Below are 19,634 nucleotides of genomic sequence, written 5' to 3'. Positions count from 1 at the left end.
TTTTATGCTTTATACTCTCCAAAAACTCTGCGAAGCACGTCGGCTATCTCTCCGAGGGTAGCATAGGATTCTACTGCGGCAAGAATAGGAGGCATCAGATTGGCCGTTCCCTTTGCAGCCTCTTCCACGGCTGCAAGTGTGCTTCGAACTCTGGCGGCATCACGATCTTCACGAAGCCGTTGCAGATTTGCTGACTGCAGAATTCTTATATTATCATCTACTGAAAAAATATCATCCACCGGCGTCTCCTCTATCTGAAATTTATTCACTCCCACAATCACCTTTTCACCTTTTTCGATACGTTCCTGATACCGGTAGGAGGCTAAGGCGATCTCTTTCTGAACAAATCCCTTCTCAATAGCAGCTACGGCTCCTCCCATCCCATCGATTTTCCGTATATATTCCCAGGCCATTGCTTCCACCTCCTCCGTAAGAGCTTCCACAAACCATGAACCGCCCAGAGGATCCACGGCATCCACCACTCCGCTTTCGAAGGCAATAATTTGCTGCGTTCGCAATGCAATGCGGGCAGCAGTTTCGGTCGGAATACTCAGCGCTTCATCAAATCCATTGGTATGCAGGCTCTGCGTACCTCCAAGAACAGCAGCCAAAGCCTGAATGGTTACTCTTGAAATGTTATTATGCGGTTGTTGTGCGGTGAGCGTACTTCCTCCGGTCTGAGTATGAAATCGCAGCATCATAGCTCTTGGATCCGTTGCTCCAAGTTCCCTGGTGATCTGAGCCCACATACGCCGCGCCGCGCGAAATTTTGCCACCTCCTCAAATAAATTGTTATGCGCATTGAAAAAGAAAGAGAGGCGTTTGGCAAATACATTTATATCCAGCCCTTTTGCAATGGCCGCCTTCAGATAAGCTTTTCCGTTGGCCAGTGTAAATGCTAACTCCTGCACCGCCGTGGAACCCGCTTCCCGTATGTGGTAGCCCGAAATCGAAATAGTATTCCAACGTGGAACTTCCCTGCTGCAATATTCAAAAATATCTGTGATGATCCGCATGCTGGGCTGCGGCGGATAGATGTACGTGCCGCGTGCAGCATACTCTTTGAGGATATCATTCTGAATTGTTCCAGATATCTTTTCAAGCGAGGCACCCTGTTTCTTCGCAAGAGCAATGTACATAGCCAACAGGATGGCAGCGGTGGAATTGATTGTCATGCTTGTGGTGACATCCTCCAGCCTGATCCCATTAAACAATATTTCCATGTCCCTCAAGGAATCAATCGCCACCCCGCTTTTTCCTACTTCCCCCTCAGCAAAAGCATGATCTGAATCATATCCGATCTGAGTAGGAAGATCAAAAGCAACGGAAAGTCCCGTAGTACCCTGCGACAGAAGATAGAGGTAGCGTTTATTGGATTCCTCTGCTGTACTGAAACCGGCGTATTGCCGCATGGTCCACAACCTCCCCCGGTACATATCGGGCTGTACCCCCCGTGTAAACGGAAACACCCCCGCCCTTTCCATTTGGGCTTCCCAGCGAGGGTAGTTTTCTTTGATCTCAATACCTGAATCCGTGCGTTTATCAGTCATCAGAAGGATGCATTGAATTCTTTTTTAATCATCTCCAAAGCTATATCTGTCGGAAGCTTGTGTAATTGTGTGCCGATCTCAAAAATCTTCTGACTCAGATCAATGCCGGTGGCGTGATCCGGCACCTTGGTGGAGGCAATGTTGATCATTTTAATGGTCTCCTCTTTCGCTGACTTAACCGATTCCCAGGCCTGTGCCGAAATATAAACCTGCTGAGAAATATTATGTTCGTATTCATGGCGAATACTGCGCACCAGTTCAGCCTGCAGCTGCCTGGAAGTCATGCCATTTTTATGAACCCTCATAATAAGGGAAGATGGCGCAACACGCTCCAGAAACAACACAATCCGTTCATAGGCCTGCATACGTGCCGGTACCACCTGTGCCTCCACGCCGGCTCTCAGTTCCGCTGCTCTTTTACGGGCTTCATTCATGAAAAACTCCCTTACGATGAAGTAAACCGCAATAAAAACAATGGCACCAGATACTAGAACAAGAATAATGGCCGGAAGAAGGCTGTCCATAGGGTAAAAGAAAGGCTAAATATCGGAAAAAATTTTGCTTAGTTTTGTCCTCTATGAAACTTGCGGAGAGGATCAACGCGTTAAGCGAGTCGCAAACCATAGCCATGGCACGTAAAAGCCGTGAGCTGAAAGCCTCGGGAATTGACATCATCTCCCTCAGCCTGGGTGAGCCTGATTTCCGTACACCGGACAAAGTGAAGGAGGCTGCCAAAGAAGCCATTGATACAGACTTCAGCTACTACACCCATGTTTCAGGATATCAGGAGCTTCGGGAAGCTATTGCCCTTAAATTTAAAAGGGACAATGGTCTTGATTACAAGCCGGATCAGATCGTCGTATCCACCGGGGCCAAACAATGTATTGCCAATGCGGTACTGAGCCTCGTGAATCCAGGAGAGGAGGTGATTGTTCCAGCTCCTTACTGGGTCAGTTATCTGGAGATCATCAAACTTGCCGAAGGAAAACCAGTGGTTATTCAATCAGGGCTGGAAAGAAATTTTAAGGTTACCGGAGCAGACATTCGCAAGGTGATCAGCCCGAAAACACGCATGCTCATTTTCTCTTCTCCCTGTAATCCGACAGGAAGCGTTTACACCAGACAGGAACTGCAGGATATCGCAGATGCACTGGCCGGCTATCCTGAGATTTATATTATTTCTGATGAGATATATGAACATATTAATTTTGCGGGCAAACACGAGTCAATAGCACAATTCCCGTCTGTGCGGGACCGTGTGATTACGATAAACGGTGTTTCAAAGGCATTTGCAATGACCGGCTGGAGGGTAGGTTATATGGGAGCCGCTGCAGAGATCGCCAAGGCCTGCGATAAGATGCAGGGACAATTCACTTCCGCAACCTGTTCTATTGCCCAGAAGGCAACCCATGCCGCGGTATTAATGGATCCCCGTGAGATTATGCCCATGCGCGATGCCTTTCGCAAACGCCGCGATCTTTGCTATGACCTGATGAAAGACATTCCCGGAATGAAAACCAACCTGCCCGAAGGAGCCTTTTATTTCTTTCCGGAGGTCAGCAGCTATTTCGGAAAAACAAATGGTAATACGGTGATCAGAAACGGAACCGATCTTTGCATGTACCTGCTGGATAAAGCGCATGTTGCTCTTGTTCCCGGCGCTGCATTCGGAGATGACCGGTATTTACGTTTTTCCTATGCCACGTCTGAAGCCAATTTGCGTGAAGCCATCCGGAGAATGAAACTCGCCCTGGAAGGATTAAGCTGAACCCGTGAACGAACGTAAACTCAGCCAGTTTTTTAAACACTTTGATAATCTCAAAGTGTTGATCATCGGGGATGTGATGGTGGACTCCTATATGTGGGGGCGTGTTTCCCGAATCTCCCCTGAAGCCCCGGTACCGGTTGTTGCTATCGAAAGAAAAGAAAGCCGCCTGGGAGGCGCCGCCAATGTGGCACTGAACATTCAGGCGCTCGGCGCTACTCCCATTCTATGTTCGGTGATCGGTAATGACGAAAAGGGTAACCTCTTTCTGGAACTCATGCGTGCACAGAAACTTCCCAATAAAGGGATTCTGAAAAGCCGGGAAAGAATCACCACCGTAAAAACACGTGTGATCTCCAGCAATCACCAGATGCTTAGAGTGGACGAAGAAGTGGAAGAAACCATTTCCGAACATGAAACAAAACAGTTTCTAACGCTCATCTCCTACCTTCTAAAGAAAGAAAGGATCAATGTTGTGATCTTTGAAGACTATGACAAAGGACTTATCACTCCTGACCTGATCAACAAGGTTGTTACCGAAGCCCGGCGAAAGAAAATACCGGTAGTGGTGGATCCCAAAAAAAAGAACTTCAACTCCTATAAGAACGTAACGCTCTTCAAGCCGAATCTGAAAGAACTGAAAGAAGGACTGAAAGTGGAATTTGACCATAGCGATCCCGGTGACCTCAGCAGAGCGGTCAACATTCTAAAGCATAAACTGAAGCTGGATATTGCCATGATCACGCTTTCTGAACTGGGAATCTATGTGAGCGGGAACGGAACAGACAAGATTATACCTGCTCATGTCCGCAATATTGCAGATGTTTCGGGCGCGGGCGACACGGTGATCAGCACCGCCGCTTTGTGCCTTGCTGCTGGAATGACCCCTACTGCCATGGCTTCCATAGCCAATCTGGCCGGGGGACTGGTTTGTGAAAAGGTAGGTGTGGTTCCAGTTGACAAGGAATTGCTGCTGACCGAGTCCAAAAAGCTGGCCCGTAAAGGAAAGTTCAAGGACTGAGAATTTTTCCGGGAAGGGTCCGTTTTAGTAATCTTATGTCATGAACCGGCTTTCGCTGTTTTTCGTCTTATTCATTTCTTACATTTCACTGGTGGGTCAGCAAAAATATGGTCTGCTGTTCACTTCACGCTATCATGAAACCTGTCTCAGACGGGATTATAATCAGTCTTTTTCCGACACCGTAACACGCAACCAGGAGATCGGTGATTTTATTTCAAAACTTCACAGCGAAGGATATCTTACTGCAAGAGCTGATTCCCTTTATGATCAAGGCAATTTGCGTACTGTTATACTACACTGCGGAACGCGATTTGAATGGGCGGATATCCAGCCGGATGAAGAATCCCGCGCTTTTCTTGCACTCGCAGGAATTCGCGAGAAAGATATTCCTCACGGGGCCTTTCAGATTCAAACGCTATCGCGTTTTATGGAACGCATCCTTAAGTATGGCGAAGAAAATGGCTATCCCTTTATCGTGACCCGCCTTGACTCCGTGAAGATCCTGCCGCAAAAAATCAGCGCAAAACTTGTAACGGTTAAAGGTCCTCTCATCCTTATTGACAGTCTGATAATCAAGGGCAATGCCCGTGTGAGTAATGCCTTTATACAATCTCATCTTGGTATACGCCCCGGTGATCCCTATAATGAAAAGAACATCCGGAATATTTCTGTTAAACTCAAAGAAATCCCCTTCCTGAAAGCTGATGGAAGCCCTGAGGTATTGTTCTTAAACGAAAAGGCGACCGTACGGCTGATACTGAACAAAAAGAGAGCAAGCCAGTTCGACGGCATCCTGGGATTTCAACCGGATTCCAAAACAGGAAAAGCGATTTTTACCGGCGATGTACGCTTGAAAATCCTGAACGCTTTTTCACGGGGAGAAAGTCATGAGTTTAACTGGCGACAGCTGCAGGTACAGACACAGGACATGAAGGCTCATTTTTTTTATCCATACTTGTTCCAATCACCTTTTTGTCTTGATCTCCGGTTCAGGCTTTACAAAAAAGATACGAGCTGGATTGAGGTGAATCCCATTGCAGGAATAGAGTTCAAACTCAGTGGAAAGCGTTCGGTGCGCGGATTTGTGGACCGCAGAACACTGAACCTTCTTTCAACCTCTGCGTACCAGCAGATCAGCACCCTTCCCCCCGCTGCCGATATGCAGAGTACACTGTACGGACTCAGTCTCAAACTGGAGGATCTGGATTACCGTTACAATCCGCGTTCAGGTTACCAGATTGTAGCCACCGGAAAGGCCGGGATCAAGAAAATCATTCCCAATGCAGGCATTGGTGACGCAGCCTATCTAAACACAGATTTGCAGACTTCGAGCTACGTACTTGAAGGTGAAGCCCGCTGGTTCCTGCCTCTCTTCCGCCGTTCAGCCCTGATGACGGGCGTAAGGGGTTCGGGTCTGGTTTCTGAGAATATTTTCCAAAACGAGCTTGTACGGATAGGTGGCACACACACCGTGAGAGGGTTCGATGAGGAAAGTATCCCCTGCAGTGCTTACGGTGCAGCCACGCTGGAATACCGTTACCTGCTCGAACAAAACTCTTATCTCCACTTTTTCGGAGAGAGCGCCTGGTATGAAAACTACAGCCTGACTGCTTCACGGGAGGGTTTTCTACTAAGCTACGGAGCCGGGATCAGTTTCGAAACAAGGGCAGGCATTTTTTCACTGAGCTATGCCCTGGGAAGCGAGCTCCCGGCGGGCCCTGATCTGCGAAACGGCAAGATCCATTTCGGGATCGCAGGGCTTTTCTGAAAAGCACAAAAAGCGTAACTTTACCATGTATATACGGATATGTTCCGACCCTTTTTCATATCACTTCTTTTACTGGCAGGTCTGGCTATCCTCACTTCCTCCACGTGCACTGGCGGCAAGGGGATTAGCGATCAGAATATTGCTTTCATTTTTAACAAAGAACCAGGATACCTTCAGCCGGTATACCGTGTAGCCCATGAAACAGAAGGTGTCTCGCGCCTGTATTATCGCATCAGTGCCGATAACCTGCTTTATTCAAAGGATGCCACAGGTGAGAAGTACGTTGCCCGTTTTTCATTTAGCTGGAAATTGAAAAATGATTATGCTGACCACCTTTTCATCGATAGTGGAACCGTAGTAAGAGAAGATGTATTTGAGAATGATCCATCGCAGATACTTAACGGCAGTTTTCAGCTCACAATTCCAGCTGGCAAAGACCTTGTGCTGGAGATCGAACTATACGACATCAACAGAATGGCGGACCGGACGGACTATCTGCCTGTTGAGAAGACCAATATCTATCAACGGCAGAATTTCTTTATCAGCAACCCAGGCCAGCCGGGTATACCCGCTTTCATTGAACATCTGCAAACCAGAGATACGCTGGTGATCCGACACCGTAACAATCCCGAGAAATTGTATGTGAGGTATTATAACCGCGAGTTCTCCCTCCCCCCTCCTCCTTTTTCCTATTTCTCCCCCAAGGGCTTTGAATTCAGACCCGATTCTTTTTATGCCGTAACGCCGGGATCCGACGGAAGATTCATCTTTACAGCTCCCAAACCAGGGATTTATCATCTGCAGCTCGACAGTGGCCGGATCGAAGGCCTGACACTTGTATGTTTCATGCCAAATTATCCCAGGTTCAGAACGTATGAAGCAATGATTCAACCGCTCAGGTACCTGACCAGCAAAAACGAGTATGATAAAATGATGCGAAATCCAAACCGGAAGACCGCGGTGGATAGTTTCTGGCTCAGCAGTGGAGGTAACATTGACAGAGGCAAGGAACTGATCCGCAAATTCTATAACCGGGTTTATGACGCCAATGATCATTTTACATCCTACCTTGAGGGATGGAAAACAGATCGTGGCCTCGTGTATATCGTTTACGGCCCCCCGAATGTTCTCTACCGAAACAACGACCGTGAAACGTGGGTTTACGGGGAAGAAAACAACATAAATTCTCTCTCATTCACTTTTACGAGAGTAATTAATCCTTTTTCAGGAAACGATTTCCGTCTGGAGCGGAGTCCGACCTATCAGGACGGATGGTATAAAGCGGCAAATGCCTGGCGCGACGGGCGCATATTTATAGACAAGTGATCGTGAAGAACCAGGACAGGGAAAAATCGGGTAATCTTATTTACGGTATCCATGCAGTAGCTGAGGCAGCAGGTGCCGGAAAGAAATTCGAACGAATATTTATACAAAATGGCCTCAAAGGCGAAAACATACGGGATCTGAAGTTGTTGCTGAAAGAACGTGACCTTGAATACCAGTATGTTCCTGCAGAGAAAGTAAGCCGTCTGGCTCCCGGAAGAAATCACCAGGGCGTTGCCGCATTTTTATCCGCAGTAGAATATGCTTCTCTGGCAGATGTGATCGCGAATGCTTTCGAACGGGGAGAAACGCCTCTGGTTCTTGTGTTGGACAGGATCACCGATGTCCGCAATTTCGGAGCCGTCTGCCGCACAGCCGAATGTTCGGGAGTGCATGCAGTGGTTATACCCGCTAAAGGTGGTGCGATGGTAGGTCCGGACGCGATCAAGACCAGTGCAGGAGCCTTGAACCGCATAACAGTGTGCAAGGAGGATCATCTCGTAAATGCCCTCCGTTACATGAAGAATTCGGGGTTAAGAATCGTTTCCTGCACAGAGAAAACAAATGATCTTATGTTCGGCCGCGATCTGCAAGGTCCACTGGCCGTGATCATGGGCAGCGAGGAAGATGGCATATCGGATGAATTGCTAACAATGTCAGATGATAAAATCAGGATCCCCATGGCTGGAAAGATTGGCTCTCTGAACGTTTCTGTGGCGGCCGGCATTGTGCTTTACGAAGTGGTTCGTCAACGGCTTGGAGGATGAATCGCTCCCTTTTCATTGCGTGTCTGATCGTCTTTATTTCCCGGCTTCCCTTTCTTTCCGACGGATTCGGACATGAGGAAGATTCCTGGGGTCTCGCCTTAAATGCCATGGAGATGTACAGGACAGGAGAATACAGCGCTTCCCGGCTGCCGGGGCATCCCCTGCAGGAATATATGTACGCCGGAATAGGAAAAGACCCTTCTCCGATACTCTTCAATCTGCTCTCGGCCTTTTTCAGCACAATAGCAGTTTTTTTCTTCGGTAAGATTGCCTCCCGTTTACAAATTCCCAAGCCATGGATGGCCTCTTTACTACTGGGAATGGTTCCTGTCTTCTTTGCCGCTTCTACTTATAGTATTGATTATGTATGGGCTGCGGCCTTCGCCCTTGGCGGAGGCTACTTCTTTATTCAACAGAAAATACCTCTGGCGGGAATAATGTTCGGACTTGCAATGGCCTGCCGTATTACCAGCGGAGCCTGGCTGATTTGCTTTATTCCACTGGCCGGACTTCCCCTCAACTCCGGACAACTATGGAGAAACACTCTTATCGCTGGGATCATATGCGCCATCACAGGATTGCTTTTTTATATTCCGGTCATCATGAAATATGGTCCCGCTTTCTTTATGTATTATGACCAATTCCCTTATCCGCATCTTATAAAACTACTTTACAAAATGAGTCTTGGAGTTTGGGGAATACTCGGAATCACCGCACTCGGTATATTTTTATTTCCTGCCCTACGTACAAAAACAGGGAATCCCGCCATTTTAACAGCATTCCTTCTTGCTGCTGTTCTGTTCACCATTGCTTACCTCCGCTTGCCTCAAAAGTCCGGGTATCTGATCCCCATGATACCTTTTGCCCTGCTCTTCTTTCTTGACAGACTGAAAAGCCGTGCGCTGAATATTTTTACGGTTCTGATCGTACTCTCACCCTGGTGCATGGGAATCAATCTTACCGATAATTTACGCGGAGCTGATTCCTCAGCCCTTGCTGTTACTTTCCGCAGCGGCGGGCAGGAAATATTCTTTGACCCCGTTTCCGGTCCGGTATTCAATGAAACAAGCAAACGAAGAAATAAATTAGATTTTACAGACCGGGTTATCGCTTCCCTTGACGAGCTGAAACCGTCGGGCATAATTTGCGGATGGTGGTACAATGAACTCGCCGTAAAAATGAAAGATGATCCCAGAAGATCTCTGCTTGTTTTTTATGCCGGGGAAGAAGAGATGAAACAAATGAGTACGTCCGGCAGCGTCTATTTTTTACCTGAGCAGGATACGTATAATGACCTTTACAGCAGCATACAGAGTACCAACCGCTATGCCAGTGCCTTCCCAATAAAATGAAACTGCAATCACAACATATTCTTCCGGTTCTACTGCTGATTCTCGCTTTTATCCTGCGGTGGTTTCATTTTGATGACTGGTCTCTGACCAACGACGAACTAAGCGCCTGGCTGCGGCTTCAGTATCCCACTTTTGGCGAACTTCTTGAAAAAGGAGTACGCCCGGATTTCCATCCAGCAGGCTTACAATCATTCCTTTATTTCTGGACCCATGTGTTCGGAGACTCCCCGTTCGCCCTTCGCTTCCCATTTTTGATAGTTGGTACGCTGGGCGTTTGGCTGACCTTTCTTGTAGGAAAAAAATGGTTTGGCACCAACGCGGGATTAATGGCAGCCACCGCTATTGCCATCCTTCAACTACCGCTGATGTATGCCCAGATTGCCCGCCCTTATGCCCCGGGTATGTTTTTCGCCCTTGGTATGGCATATTGCTGGACAAAGATACTTTTTGACGAAAAAATTAACTGGTGGTGGGCAGCCGGACTGGCTTTATTCACAGCCCTGAACCTCTACAACCATTATTTCAGCGGTATGTTTGCCGCCTTACTTGGTCTGGCAGGATTTCTCTTTCTGAACAAAAACAACTTCAAACCCTATCTTATCGGAGGTGCATTAGGAGTAGTATTATTCCTGCCTCATACCGGTATTACGCTGGAACAGCTGAGTCGGGGCGGACTTGATTCCTGGCTGGGGCCTCCGGAACCGAATTTTCTTTTGCGCTTCCTGTATAACAGCGCCTATGACAGCACCTTCTTTGCAGTTACATTGATTGCCCTGGTGATTCTTCCACTGGGAATACCGGCCATTCGCAAAAAAACAAGTAAGCTTCACGCCGTTTGCCTGGGATTATTTGCAGTGACTTTCCTCACAGGATATTATTATTCTACCCTTGTAAATCCTGTACTTCAGTATTCTGTTCTCCTCTTCACGTTCCCTTTCCTTACAATGTTTCTCTTCTCATTCTGGGGTGAGGGAAATCTCCGTACGCAGGTAATAAGTGTGACCCTGCTTGTGGCAACAGGATTATTCACTCTGATAAATGAAAATTTTTACCAAACAGAGCGGTTTGGAGTTTTCAGGGAACTTGTGGTTGAGAGCCATACAAACAAGTCAACATCCGAAAACGAGAAGACTACCATTTTCTTTAATGCAATTGCACCGGAATATATTCAATACTACTATGACCGGCTTGGATATAAAAAAGACTATCTTTTTCACCGTGGGGATGACACGGAATTCCTTACAGCTATGCAAAAGGCCGTTCACGAGAGCAGAGACAGTTTGTTTATTTATGGGTGGACCAACAATAGAAATCCGCAGGCGGTATTTGCGGTAATTCGTTCGAAATTTCCTGAATTGATTCGTCAGCAAGACTTCTTTAACTCAGGCATCTATGTTTTTGGCCGGAGAAGTGTTTGTCACAGGCAGGATATCAGCCTGCTTCCACCACCCCGTCCACTCAACCCTCATGAACCCTTTCTCCCGCACTACCCTGAGGACGATCTGTATTTGATCCATCCAGAGCAGGAATTTGCTGAATTCACAGAGTTGAACCTTGATTCCGCTTGCAGACTCTGCCCAAAACTCCTGGTTAACCTGGAATATCAGGAGCCCGAAATACCGGGCGAGGTAGTTCTTGTTGCAGAAATACGACGCGGAGACAGTCTGTTACTCTGGACAGGTGCGCCCTCCGTCGAGAACAAATACCGTGACAGCCTCGGTATACGCCGTTTGAGCCTGATTGTCGCAAATGATTCCTCCATTACAAGCTCTGACCGTCTTAAGATCTATCTTTGGAATAAAGAGAAGCTTCTCATTCAGCCGGTCCAGCTCAGGCTGGAAGGCTTGAACGACCGGTACAAATAATCACAAAAATGAACCCATGATAAAGAAAACAACAAAGTACCTGCTATACCTTCTTACTACGGGAATCATCCTTACGTCCTGTTCGGATCCAATGGAACGGCTAAGTTCTCTCACCGGAAAGTGGGCAGGCAGCCAGGACGAGAATGAATTCTCCGAAACATGGAAACACAGTTCAGAGACGAAATATACCGGTTTCTTTGCCGGAATGAATAGCGGCGACACGATCTATAAAGAGCATCTTAGTATACAGGAAATGGGAGAGGAAATCTTTTATATCGTTGACCAAAACGAAGAGGGCCCGATAAATTTCCGACTTATCAGCTCAGATGACGAAATCTTCATTTTTGAAAACAAGGAAAGCGAATTTCCCGAACAGATCATCTACTCACTTGCAACAAAAGACACGCTGCTCGTCCAGCTCCTTGGAAAGCGCGATGGAGTAGATGCCATTGAGCAATTGGTATTTACACGCGTACAAAAAGGATCCTCTCTTTAAAGATTGCTATTGCTTTACGGATTCAACATATGGCAGTTCCTGGGCGGCATCGCACTGTTTGTGTATGCGATGTCTCTCATGGAGGAATCTCTGAAGCAGATTGGAAGCCGGAAACTGAAAAAGTTTCTTCAAAAACAATCCGGTAAGCCGCTGAGAATGATGGCGGCCAGCACTGTAGTAACCGCTTTGCTGCAAAGCAGTTCAGTGGTCATTCTTATGGTACTTTCCTTCACCGGTGCAGGCCTGATGAACATGAGAGGTGCCTTGGCCTCCTCCCTGGGCGCAAATCTTGGTACCACGCTGGACAGCTGGATAATCGCACTGATTGGTTTTAAAATAAACTTCGAAGCCCTATCCTTTCCCTTACTGGCACTCGGACTCGGCATTACGCTCTTTTTAAAAAAGCAAAGGAGAATGTATCCGCTGATTCCTCTTTTGTCAGGCCTGGCCTTTCTGTTCATTTCGCTGGAATGGATGAAGAACAGCGTAGACAAGGACTCGCTGAATGATGTTCTTAATCTCTCCGGAATACCACCTTTAGGATTTATCCCAGTTGGCTTTGTTATTACCGCCGTGATTCAGTCCAGTTCAGCAGCCATGGCTATCACACTGAGCGCGTTGTACAATCATCTCATCCCATTCGAAGCGGCGGCCGCAGTGGTTATTGGATCCGAGCTGGGAACAACCATTAAATTTCTCATCGGATCTGCGAACAGCAGCGCGGATAAGAGAAGAGTTGCCTGGGGTAATTTTAGTATGAATCTTGCCACTGTGATCATTGCCTCCATCGCGCTGTACCCTCTTGCCTATCTTTCACATGATCTATTGTCTCCCGGCAATGACCTTACTGCCCTTGTCATCTTTCAGTCAGGAATCAATCTTAGCTCTATCATTCTCTTTCTGCCTTTCCTTGGCGCCTTTGGCAATTATCTTGAAGCACGAATTAAAGAAAAAGACTCCGGAAGGCTGTCGCAATTTATTTACCGGAAAACCGCCGTACTGGTCTCTGACTCACTTGAGCTTGCTTCCTGCGAGATTGCTCACCTGACGGAAAAGTGTGTGAGCTACAATAAGAGTATGATGCGGGTAGCCACTCCTGAAACAGAGACAGATTATGACCAACTGAAGAAGCTGCAGGGGGAGATCCTTGCATACCTTGCATCCATTCCACCTCAGAGCATGAACCAGGAAGAAACAGCGCTGCACGGAAAACTCCTCACAGGTGTTCGACACCTGTTGCGTTCCGTAAAAAACATCAAAGATATACGGCACAATCTTGAAGAGATGAATCACACCGCCAGTGATCGTTTGTATCACCTGGGAGAAAGTATCAGAAATTCAGCGCTTCAATTCTATCAGGAATTCAGCGGCATAACGAATCCGGCACTCCCGGATGCAGCCATGAAAGCAGCTGCGTTAGAAACCCACAACAGAGAATGGTACGAAACCGACATCGCCCGGATCATGGCGGCCCTTTCGGAACAAAAAATTGAAGAAAAGGATGCTGTGATGCTACTGAATGTATACCGTGAGATCTATTCATCTAATAAAGCACTTATACGAACCGCCGAGGATCTGAGGAATCTCGGTGATTAAGAGAACCAATTATTGGCTCAACATGTATCCCTGCTACAGAAAATATAAAAATGGCACCTCCTGGTTTCGCATTAATGGTCCTGATGATTTTGAGGAAGTAAAGATCATTGGCGGGAAGTATTTCCGGTTCCGCTTCGAAGCGAAAATCTTACCCGACCGGAATTTCGTTTCAGATCTGATCCATCATTACCATGAGTACTGGGACATCTGCACTGAGGAAGAGTTCCTGAAGGCATACGGCATGTCCGCTCCATCCCGTACATAATTGTATCTTTAAAGAACATGACCTCTTTCCTAGAGAAGGTAGCGGCAGAAATTCTTTCCGGAAAATACGGGAAGCCGGAAGAATTATGCGTGGTCCTGCCCAGCCGGCGGGCCGGATTGTACTTAAAGAAATTGCTGGGAACAATGCATGGCCGCATACTTCTCTCGCCGGAGATTTACGCCATTGAGGACCTCATTTCAGAATTATTTCCCGGACGAATCACCGGCCATTCCGAATCCCTCTTTCTCCTATACCGTTCTTACCTGAAGATTACGCCCTCAGATCCCGAGGCTTTTGATGCCTTTTGCCGTTGGGCGGGGACCTTCCTGAACGATATACAGGAGATTGATAATTACCTGGCGGATGCAGACCAGCTGTTCGGCAACCTTGAAGGCATTCGCGAACTGGAAGAATGGAGCCTGAACCGGGAAGATCTTACCCAAATGCAGCAATCGTACCTCTCATTCTGGAAATCGCTGCACCGCCTTTATATTCAATTCCGTATTGACCTGGAAAGCGAAGGTTTGGCCTACCGCGGCATGGCGCTCCGAAAACTATGTGAATCAAACACAACACTCTTTAGAAAAAACACGCTGATATGCGGGTTTAATGCACTCAATACTGCCGAAGCCACGCTGTTCCAATACTGGCAACGTCAGGGACTGGCAGTCTTCTTCTGGGATGCGGATATCTATTATTACTCTGACCCCTTCCACGAGGCAGGGAAATTTCTTCGTGAGCACCTGCCGGGACTTAAACCCGCTGCCGCCACACCGGCATGGATCAGTGATGATCTATCCGCAGGAAAAAAAGAGATCTATATCACTGGCATTCCCGGCAACACGCTGCAAGCAAAATATGTCGGACAATTGCTGGAAAATCTATCAGGAGCAGATTCTTTACGTACGGCAGTGGTGCTTGCAGATGAATCCTTGCTGTTTCCCGTTCTCCATGCCCTGCCCGGAGAAACCCAGAAAGTGAACATCTCCATGGGCTTCCCGATGAAGATGTCGACTATAGCCGGATTTATTGAAACACTTCTCCGCTTGCATGAGCAGGCGGAGCGAAGCGCGAGAACTGATCAAAAAGGTCACTTCCTCTTCTACCACCGTGAAGTGCTGGCGCTCATGAAGCAGCCTGCTTTTCTTCTGCTACTCGATCAGCCGGGGCAAGCCGGTGCAGTAACGGATGAAATCATAACAAAAAACAAAATATTCTCCAGCCGAGATGGTATTCTAAAGCACTTCACCGGCAAAGACCGCACACTCACCGAAAGCTTGCTTTCCATGAACGAAAAAGCAGCCGTGCTCGCTACCTTGGAGAAGGTGCTGGAGCAAGGCCTGGAAAGGCTGGAAGCAATGGATAGCGGCACTGAACAGGAATTCTTCTTCGAAGCGAGGAACATTATTGGAATGATCGCGGAGCAAGACAGAAAATATGACTACTTCCGTGAACTCCGGACACTGGTATCTTTTATCCGTCAGGCCTTTCGAACTGCTTCCATACCGTTTTACGGAGAACCACTGACCGGCCTGCAAATCATGGGTGTTTTAGAAACACGTGCACTGGACTTTGACAGAGTGATCTTGCTGTCGGCAAACGAACAAATACTGCCCTCAGGAAGAAATGCGAACTCCTTTATCCCTTATGATCTGAGAAAATACTTCGGACTACCCACCTACCATGACCGCGATGCCATATTTTCTTATCATTTTTACCGTCTGATCCAGCGGGCAAAGGAAATTCATTGTCTCTATACAACGATCAAAGATGTGATTGGCAGCGGAGAAAAAAGTCGCTTTCTTACACAGCTGGAAAATGAGCTGCCCGGGCGGAACCCAAATATCAAGATCTATTCAGGTGTCTTGTCTGTTCCACCTCCAAAACTTTCCTCACATCCCATCCTGGTGGAAAAAGATGAAGCGGTACTTGAACTTTTGAAAAAACAATTAGAAAAAGGCATCAGCCCTTCCGCTATTAACACCTATCTCGCGTGTCCGCTCCGGTATTTTCTTTCCAGAGTAGCCGGACTTTCTGAGGCAGGGGAAGTAGAAGAAACCATTGATGCCCGTTCAATGGGGAGTGTCATTCACGGTGCCATCGAAAAGCTCTACCTGCCCCTGGTTGGTCAGTCACTGAGTCCTCCCGCACTGGAGAAAATGAAAATAGAAGCCCCTGGTGTACTTGAAAGGGAATTCTTACAGTTATTCAGCAAAGAGGACCTTGCATCGGGTCCCAATCTCCTGGCATGGGAAGCCGCACAGAGCTACCTGGAAGAACTGATCCGTAATGATATCCGCCAGGCAGAATATGCGCTGAAGGCAGGTATCCGCTTTCAGTTGCTGGCCGTAGAACAAAAGCTAAACCTGCAGCTGGAACCCGGTCTTCGGCTCTCAGGCGTTACCGACCGGATCGATCTTTTGGGAAACACCCTTAGAATCATTGATTATAAAACCGGAAAAGTTGACGCAAAGGATGTCCGCACAAAAGATATTACTTCCCTGACCGCTGAAGCCAGAAAAGGTATGGCAGTACAACTCATGAGCTATGCACTCATGCACGGACTGCCAGAGAAGGGAGAGCTGCTATCGGGAATCTATTCTTTCCGGAGCAGTAAAGGCGGGATAAAAGTATTGGAGGTGGACGGAAGTCAGGAAATCAGTGCGGAAATGCTGGATGAGTTCAAGCACCTCCTGAAGCTGCATTTCCGTGAACTTTTGGATCCTACGGTCCCCTTCCGGCAAACCGAAGACAAAAAGACGTGCGAGTACTGTGCTTTCAGGGAGGTATGCGGAAAAGATTAATAAAGTTGTATCTTTTTTATTCAGAGTGCATTAGGACAGGCATTGGAGCATAAATATCATAAAACTGCAGCGCAGCTGGAAGCAGAATACGCCGAAGTAAAAAAAGCATGTGCCAATCCAAAGGATTTCAGTGTGCTTTATGAACGTTACTACGACTCAATATTCGGGTTTGTCTGGAAAAGGCTGGAGGATGAAGAAGCTACTGCTGACATAACACAGATCGTGTTCCTTAAAGCAATGATTCATCTGAAAAAATTTGAATTCAGAGGGCTTCCATTCTCGTCATGGCTGTTCCGGATTGCTGTTAATGAAGTGAATATGTATTTTCGTAAACACCCTGGGCAGAGGATAATCAGCATGGAAGAATCCCAGGCTTTCCATCTGGCAGCGGAGGTGAGGGACCAGGACCGTGAAGAAACGTTAAAGATTGTTTTACGGTTACTGCAAAAACTGGAACCCGAAGATCTGCAATTAATCGAATTACGTTTTTTTGAGGAAATGTCTTTCGCAGAGATCGGAGAAATATTTAGTATTACAGAAAATAATGCCAAAGTGAGAACCTACAGGGCCTTGTCTAAATTAAAGAAACTAGTGGACAATGAAACACCCAGATACTGAGATACTGAGATACTGAAAATGAAAATAAAAGTTAAAAAACAAACAGGTACAGAGGGCGACAGAGCCAGCAAGCACAGGAATTTCGGGCGGCTGATGACGGAGTATGAGAAGGCAACCATGCCATTATATAAACGTCTGCTTTACAAGGACAAACGCGGATTGTTGGCCTTATTGCTTATCTTGCTTCTGGTATTTCTGATCTTTGAATTTACCGGGAATGACCAAGAACCTGATGTTCCGCAAGAAGACAGTACAGAATACCCTGTAACCAAATACTGACTATTACGTTATAACGATATGAAAAAACTGCTTCTCATTGCATTTGTCTTAATGACCGGGATGGTTATCGGACAAAACTCCCTGAAACCTACCGCCACTGAAGCCCTGCTAACCGTTCTGGTTACAGACATGAAGGAGAATCCCCGTGAAGGAGAAAGTATCACATTTGTAAATTCTTCCAGCGGAAAAGAATACGGCGGGATTACACAATCGGATGGAAAATTCCTTCTCCTGGTACCTAAAGGTGCAAAATATAAAGTTAAGTACAAGGCGTTTTCTGAAGATTTCCAGTACACTGAATTTGACATGCCTCTGGCAAAAGACACCTTACTTAGTTTCGAATTTCAGTTGAAGTACGATCTTCCGAAGACGATCACACTTGATAATGTCTATTTCGACACAGGCAAGTCCACTTTCCGGCCAGAATCCTATACGGAACTTAACAAGCTACTGGATTATCTTAAACTAAAGAAGAATATGGTTATTGAGATCGGGGGGCATACAGATAATGTGGGCAAGCCCGAGTCCAATCTGAAATTGTCCGGTGACAGAGCCAATGCTGTGCGTGATTGGCTAATAAAGAATGGTATCCCTGCGGACAGGATTGTGGCAAAGGGATACGGCGATACAAGCCCCGTTGCTTCAAATGATACGGAAGGCGGCAAACAGAAGAACCGCCGGACAGAGGTAAAGATTTTAAAGGAAAAATAACCCTAATCAGTCAATGATCAACTTCCGGCATATTACTTCACCGGAATTAAGCTGACAGGAAATAAAATAAATACCGGGGTCCCACTTTACATCTTGACAAAAAGTCTCCGATTCTCCCTCGCGTATTTTCCGGCACAACACTTTCGCCCCATTGGAGTTGTACACCGTAATCCCGGTGACTACGCGAGATGAAGACCATTCTACACGGAACTGGCTCCCAGCAGGGTTTGGAAAAACACGAAAACTGCTGTTTTCTTCCTCTGAAAAACCCGAGGAACAGGAATTAAAACTCAGCAATTTAACTCCTGTCCACAATGAAGAAAACGGTACCGCCGCACAGATATAAGAAAGAAACAACTGATTTTGATACAATGAAACACCCCAGGTTCCAATCGAATTAGAGACTCCCCCGTAATAATTGCATGAATCAGGAGCCGCCGGATTAGAAACATCAATTACATGCAAGTCGCTTTTACCGCTGGATAAAAAAATTCTCCGGCAATTTTTTTCCCAAGCCATCTCATTCATATGTCCCGGACTTGTAAACCAGTTATTGGCCGGTGCATTATATGGATTCCACCATCCCACCAAAGAAATTGCAGACGTATCCTTTACATTCAACACCTCCATTCCGGCATAATCCACCGCAACATAAAGCAGGGTGTCGTCGAGAATGCAGTTATTATATGCTTTAGGCATATTGAACGGTAGGTACATTGCCGGATTGCACCAGCGACCACTCTCCAAAGGAGTGGCAGGGTTGGTACAATTGATAATACGAATTCCGCCAGCATCATAACACAGGTACACTATTCCATTTTTAACTTCCATACCTCGTGCATTGAATGTGGCAGGATTAGGATTCGAAACCGGAGGAAATGAAATAGGGGGAATAATCTGTGAAATCAACTGAATATTATACTTATTGCTGATGTCCAGCAGTACCAACCCGCTTTCCATGGCACCCAGGTAGGCAATATTGCCCTCCACCTTAACAATACCTGCCCCACTCCCTGAATTTGGAACAACATAAAAATCCGTAACTACAGGGACGGCCGGATTCGCCACATCTACAATGGCCATACCCCCCGCCTGAGGACTTGTAAAATGATTTCCCAGTGCAAGATACAGGTACTGTCCATCCTGACAAAGGTTCATCACATCCAGGGTGTCAAAATTAAACGTTGAAACAGAAGATAACAGCGAAGGAGAAACAGGAACCGAAATATCATAAACTTTCAGACCCGCCTCCTTATTGGCCACGAACAAGTACGGAGAACCCGGATTGCTGTGGCGATGCATTGTCATCACCATTTGAGAACAATTTCCTCCGATGTCCGAAATCCATTGCAGGTTTAAATTACTGCAGTTTTGCGAGCTGCCGCTTTTGAAAACTCCTATAACCAGCAGAAAAAGAAAACACGGTAAAATACGTAACATCGTACGAAGTTATG

General features: G+C 46.8%; 17 protein-coding genes. 14 read left to right on the top strand and 3 right to left on the bottom strand.

The genetic code is table 11. From position 1 onward, the window contains the following. Positions 1 to 2: 2 nt before the first annotated feature. Together IT233_11750 and IT233_11745 are read right to left on the bottom strand one after the other, a co-directional pair. Positions 3 to 1,550, bottom strand: coding sequence for a methylmalonyl-CoA mutase (locus IT233_11750; GenBank protein ID MCC7303306.1), 1,548 nt, complete (start codon positions 1,548 to 1,550; stop codon positions 3 to 5). Continuing rightward, entirely contained in the window at positions 1,550 to 2,074 is a 525-nt protein-coding gene (locus tag IT233_11745) for a hypothetical protein (GenBank protein ID MCC7303305.1), read from the bottom strand. The genes IT233_11750 and IT233_11745 overlap by 1 nt, the downstream gene beginning before the upstream one ends. Before the next feature lie 53 nt (positions 2,075 to 2,127). On the opposite strand from IT233_11745, the gene IT233_11740 reads away from it, so the two are divergent. From IT233_11740 to IT233_11675, 14 genes are read left to right on the top strand one after another with little or no spacing between them, the layout of a single operon-like run. Beyond that, positions 2,128 to 3,318: a pyridoxal phosphate-dependent aminotransferase gene (locus IT233_11740; protein MCC7303304.1), complete on the top strand. Its 1,191-nt coding sequence runs from the start codon at positions 2,128 to 2,130 to the stop codon at positions 3,316 to 3,318. 4 nt (positions 3,319 to 3,322) lie between these two features. Beyond that, positions 3,323 to 4,336, top strand: coding sequence for a D-glycero-beta-D-manno-heptose-7-phosphate kinase (locus IT233_11735; protein MCC7303303.1), 1,014 nt, complete (start codon positions 3,323 to 3,325; stop codon positions 4,334 to 4,336). Positions 4,337 to 4,376: 40 nt separating this feature from the next. Further along, the gene (locus IT233_11730; GenBank protein ID MCC7303302.1) at positions 4,377 to 6,104 is read left to right on the top strand and encodes a BamA/TamA family outer membrane protein; all 1,728 of its coding nucleotides are present in this window, start codon (positions 4,377 to 4,379) and stop codon (positions 6,102 to 6,104) included. Between the two features lie 39 nt (positions 6,105 to 6,143). Then, a complete protein-coding gene (locus IT233_11725) occupies positions 6,144 to 7,430 on the top strand; it encodes a GWxTD domain-containing protein (GenBank protein MCC7303301.1) in 1,287 nt (428 codons plus the stop codon). After that, positions 7,427 to 8,194 carry a 23S rRNA (guanosine(2251)-2'-O)-methyltransferase RlmB gene (gene rlmB, locus IT233_11720; GenBank protein ID MCC7303300.1) on the top strand — a complete coding sequence of 256 codons (768 nt, stop codon included), beginning with the start codon at positions 7,427 to 7,429 and terminating at the stop codon, positions 8,192 to 8,194. Before IT233_11725 ends, rlmB begins: the two co-directional genes overlap by 4 nt. After that, positions 8,191 to 9,546 (top strand): hypothetical protein, encoded by a 1,356-nt coding sequence (locus IT233_11715; GenBank protein MCC7303299.1) that lies wholly within the window; start codon positions 8,191 to 8,193, stop codon positions 9,544 to 9,546. The genes rlmB and IT233_11715 overlap by 4 nt, the downstream gene beginning before the upstream one ends. Then, complete coding sequence (locus tag IT233_11710) at positions 9,543 to 11,411, top strand: glycosyltransferase family 39 protein (protein MCC7303298.1); 1,869 nt, start codon at positions 9,543 to 9,545, stop codon at positions 11,409 to 11,411. The genes IT233_11715 and IT233_11710 overlap by 4 nt, the downstream gene beginning before the upstream one ends. 16 nt (positions 11,412 to 11,427) lie before the next feature. After that, positions 11,428 to 11,907 carry a hypothetical protein gene (locus IT233_11705; protein ID MCC7303297.1) on the top strand — a complete coding sequence of 160 codons (480 nt, stop codon included), beginning with the start codon at positions 11,428 to 11,430 and terminating at the stop codon, positions 11,905 to 11,907. A 9-nt stretch (positions 11,908 to 11,916) separates the two neighbouring features. Further along, on the top strand, positions 11,917 to 13,503 hold the full coding sequence (locus IT233_11700; protein ID MCC7303296.1) for a Na/Pi cotransporter family protein: 1,587 nt from the start codon (positions 11,917 to 11,919) through the stop codon (positions 13,501 to 13,503). Positions 13,504 to 13,525: 22 nt separating this feature from the next. Continuing rightward, complete coding sequence (locus IT233_11695) at positions 13,526 to 13,768, top strand: hypothetical protein (GenBank protein MCC7303295.1); 243 nt, start codon at positions 13,526 to 13,528, stop codon at positions 13,766 to 13,768. Between the two features lie 17 nt (positions 13,769 to 13,785). Then, positions 13,786 to 16,572 (top strand): PD-(D/E)XK nuclease family protein, encoded by a 2,787-nt coding sequence (locus tag IT233_11690; GenBank protein MCC7303294.1) that lies wholly within the window; start codon positions 13,786 to 13,788, stop codon positions 16,570 to 16,572. Between the two features lie 42 nt (positions 16,573 to 16,614). Continuing rightward, positions 16,615 to 17,190 (top strand): sigma-70 family RNA polymerase sigma factor, encoded by a 576-nt coding sequence (locus tag IT233_11685; GenBank protein MCC7303293.1) that lies wholly within the window; start codon positions 16,615 to 16,617, stop codon positions 17,188 to 17,190. Positions 17,191 to 17,208: 18 nt separating this feature from the next. Next, positions 17,209 to 17,469: a hypothetical protein gene (locus IT233_11680; GenBank protein MCC7303292.1), complete on the top strand. Its 261-nt coding sequence runs from the start codon at positions 17,209 to 17,211 to the stop codon at positions 17,467 to 17,469. Positions 17,470 to 17,487: 18 nt separating this feature from the next. Next, the gene (locus IT233_11675) at positions 17,488 to 18,180 is read left to right on the top strand and encodes an OmpA family protein (GenBank protein ID MCC7303291.1); all 693 of its coding nucleotides are present in this window, start codon (positions 17,488 to 17,490) and stop codon (positions 18,178 to 18,180) included. 6 nt (positions 18,181 to 18,186) lie between these two features. Here IT233_11675 and IT233_11670 read toward each other — a convergent pair whose 3' ends face one another. Next, entirely contained in the window at positions 18,187 to 19,620 is a 1,434-nt protein-coding gene (locus IT233_11670) for a T9SS type A sorting domain-containing protein (GenBank protein MCC7303290.1), read from the bottom strand. Between the last annotated feature and the right edge of the window lie 14 nt (positions 19,621 to 19,634).

Source organism: Bacteroidia bacterium (assembly GCA_020852255.1).
Lineage (GTDB): Bacteria > Bacteroidota > Bacteroidia > JADZBD01 > JADZBD01 > JADZBD01.
This window is presented reverse-complemented; position numbering and strand designations above follow the sequence as displayed.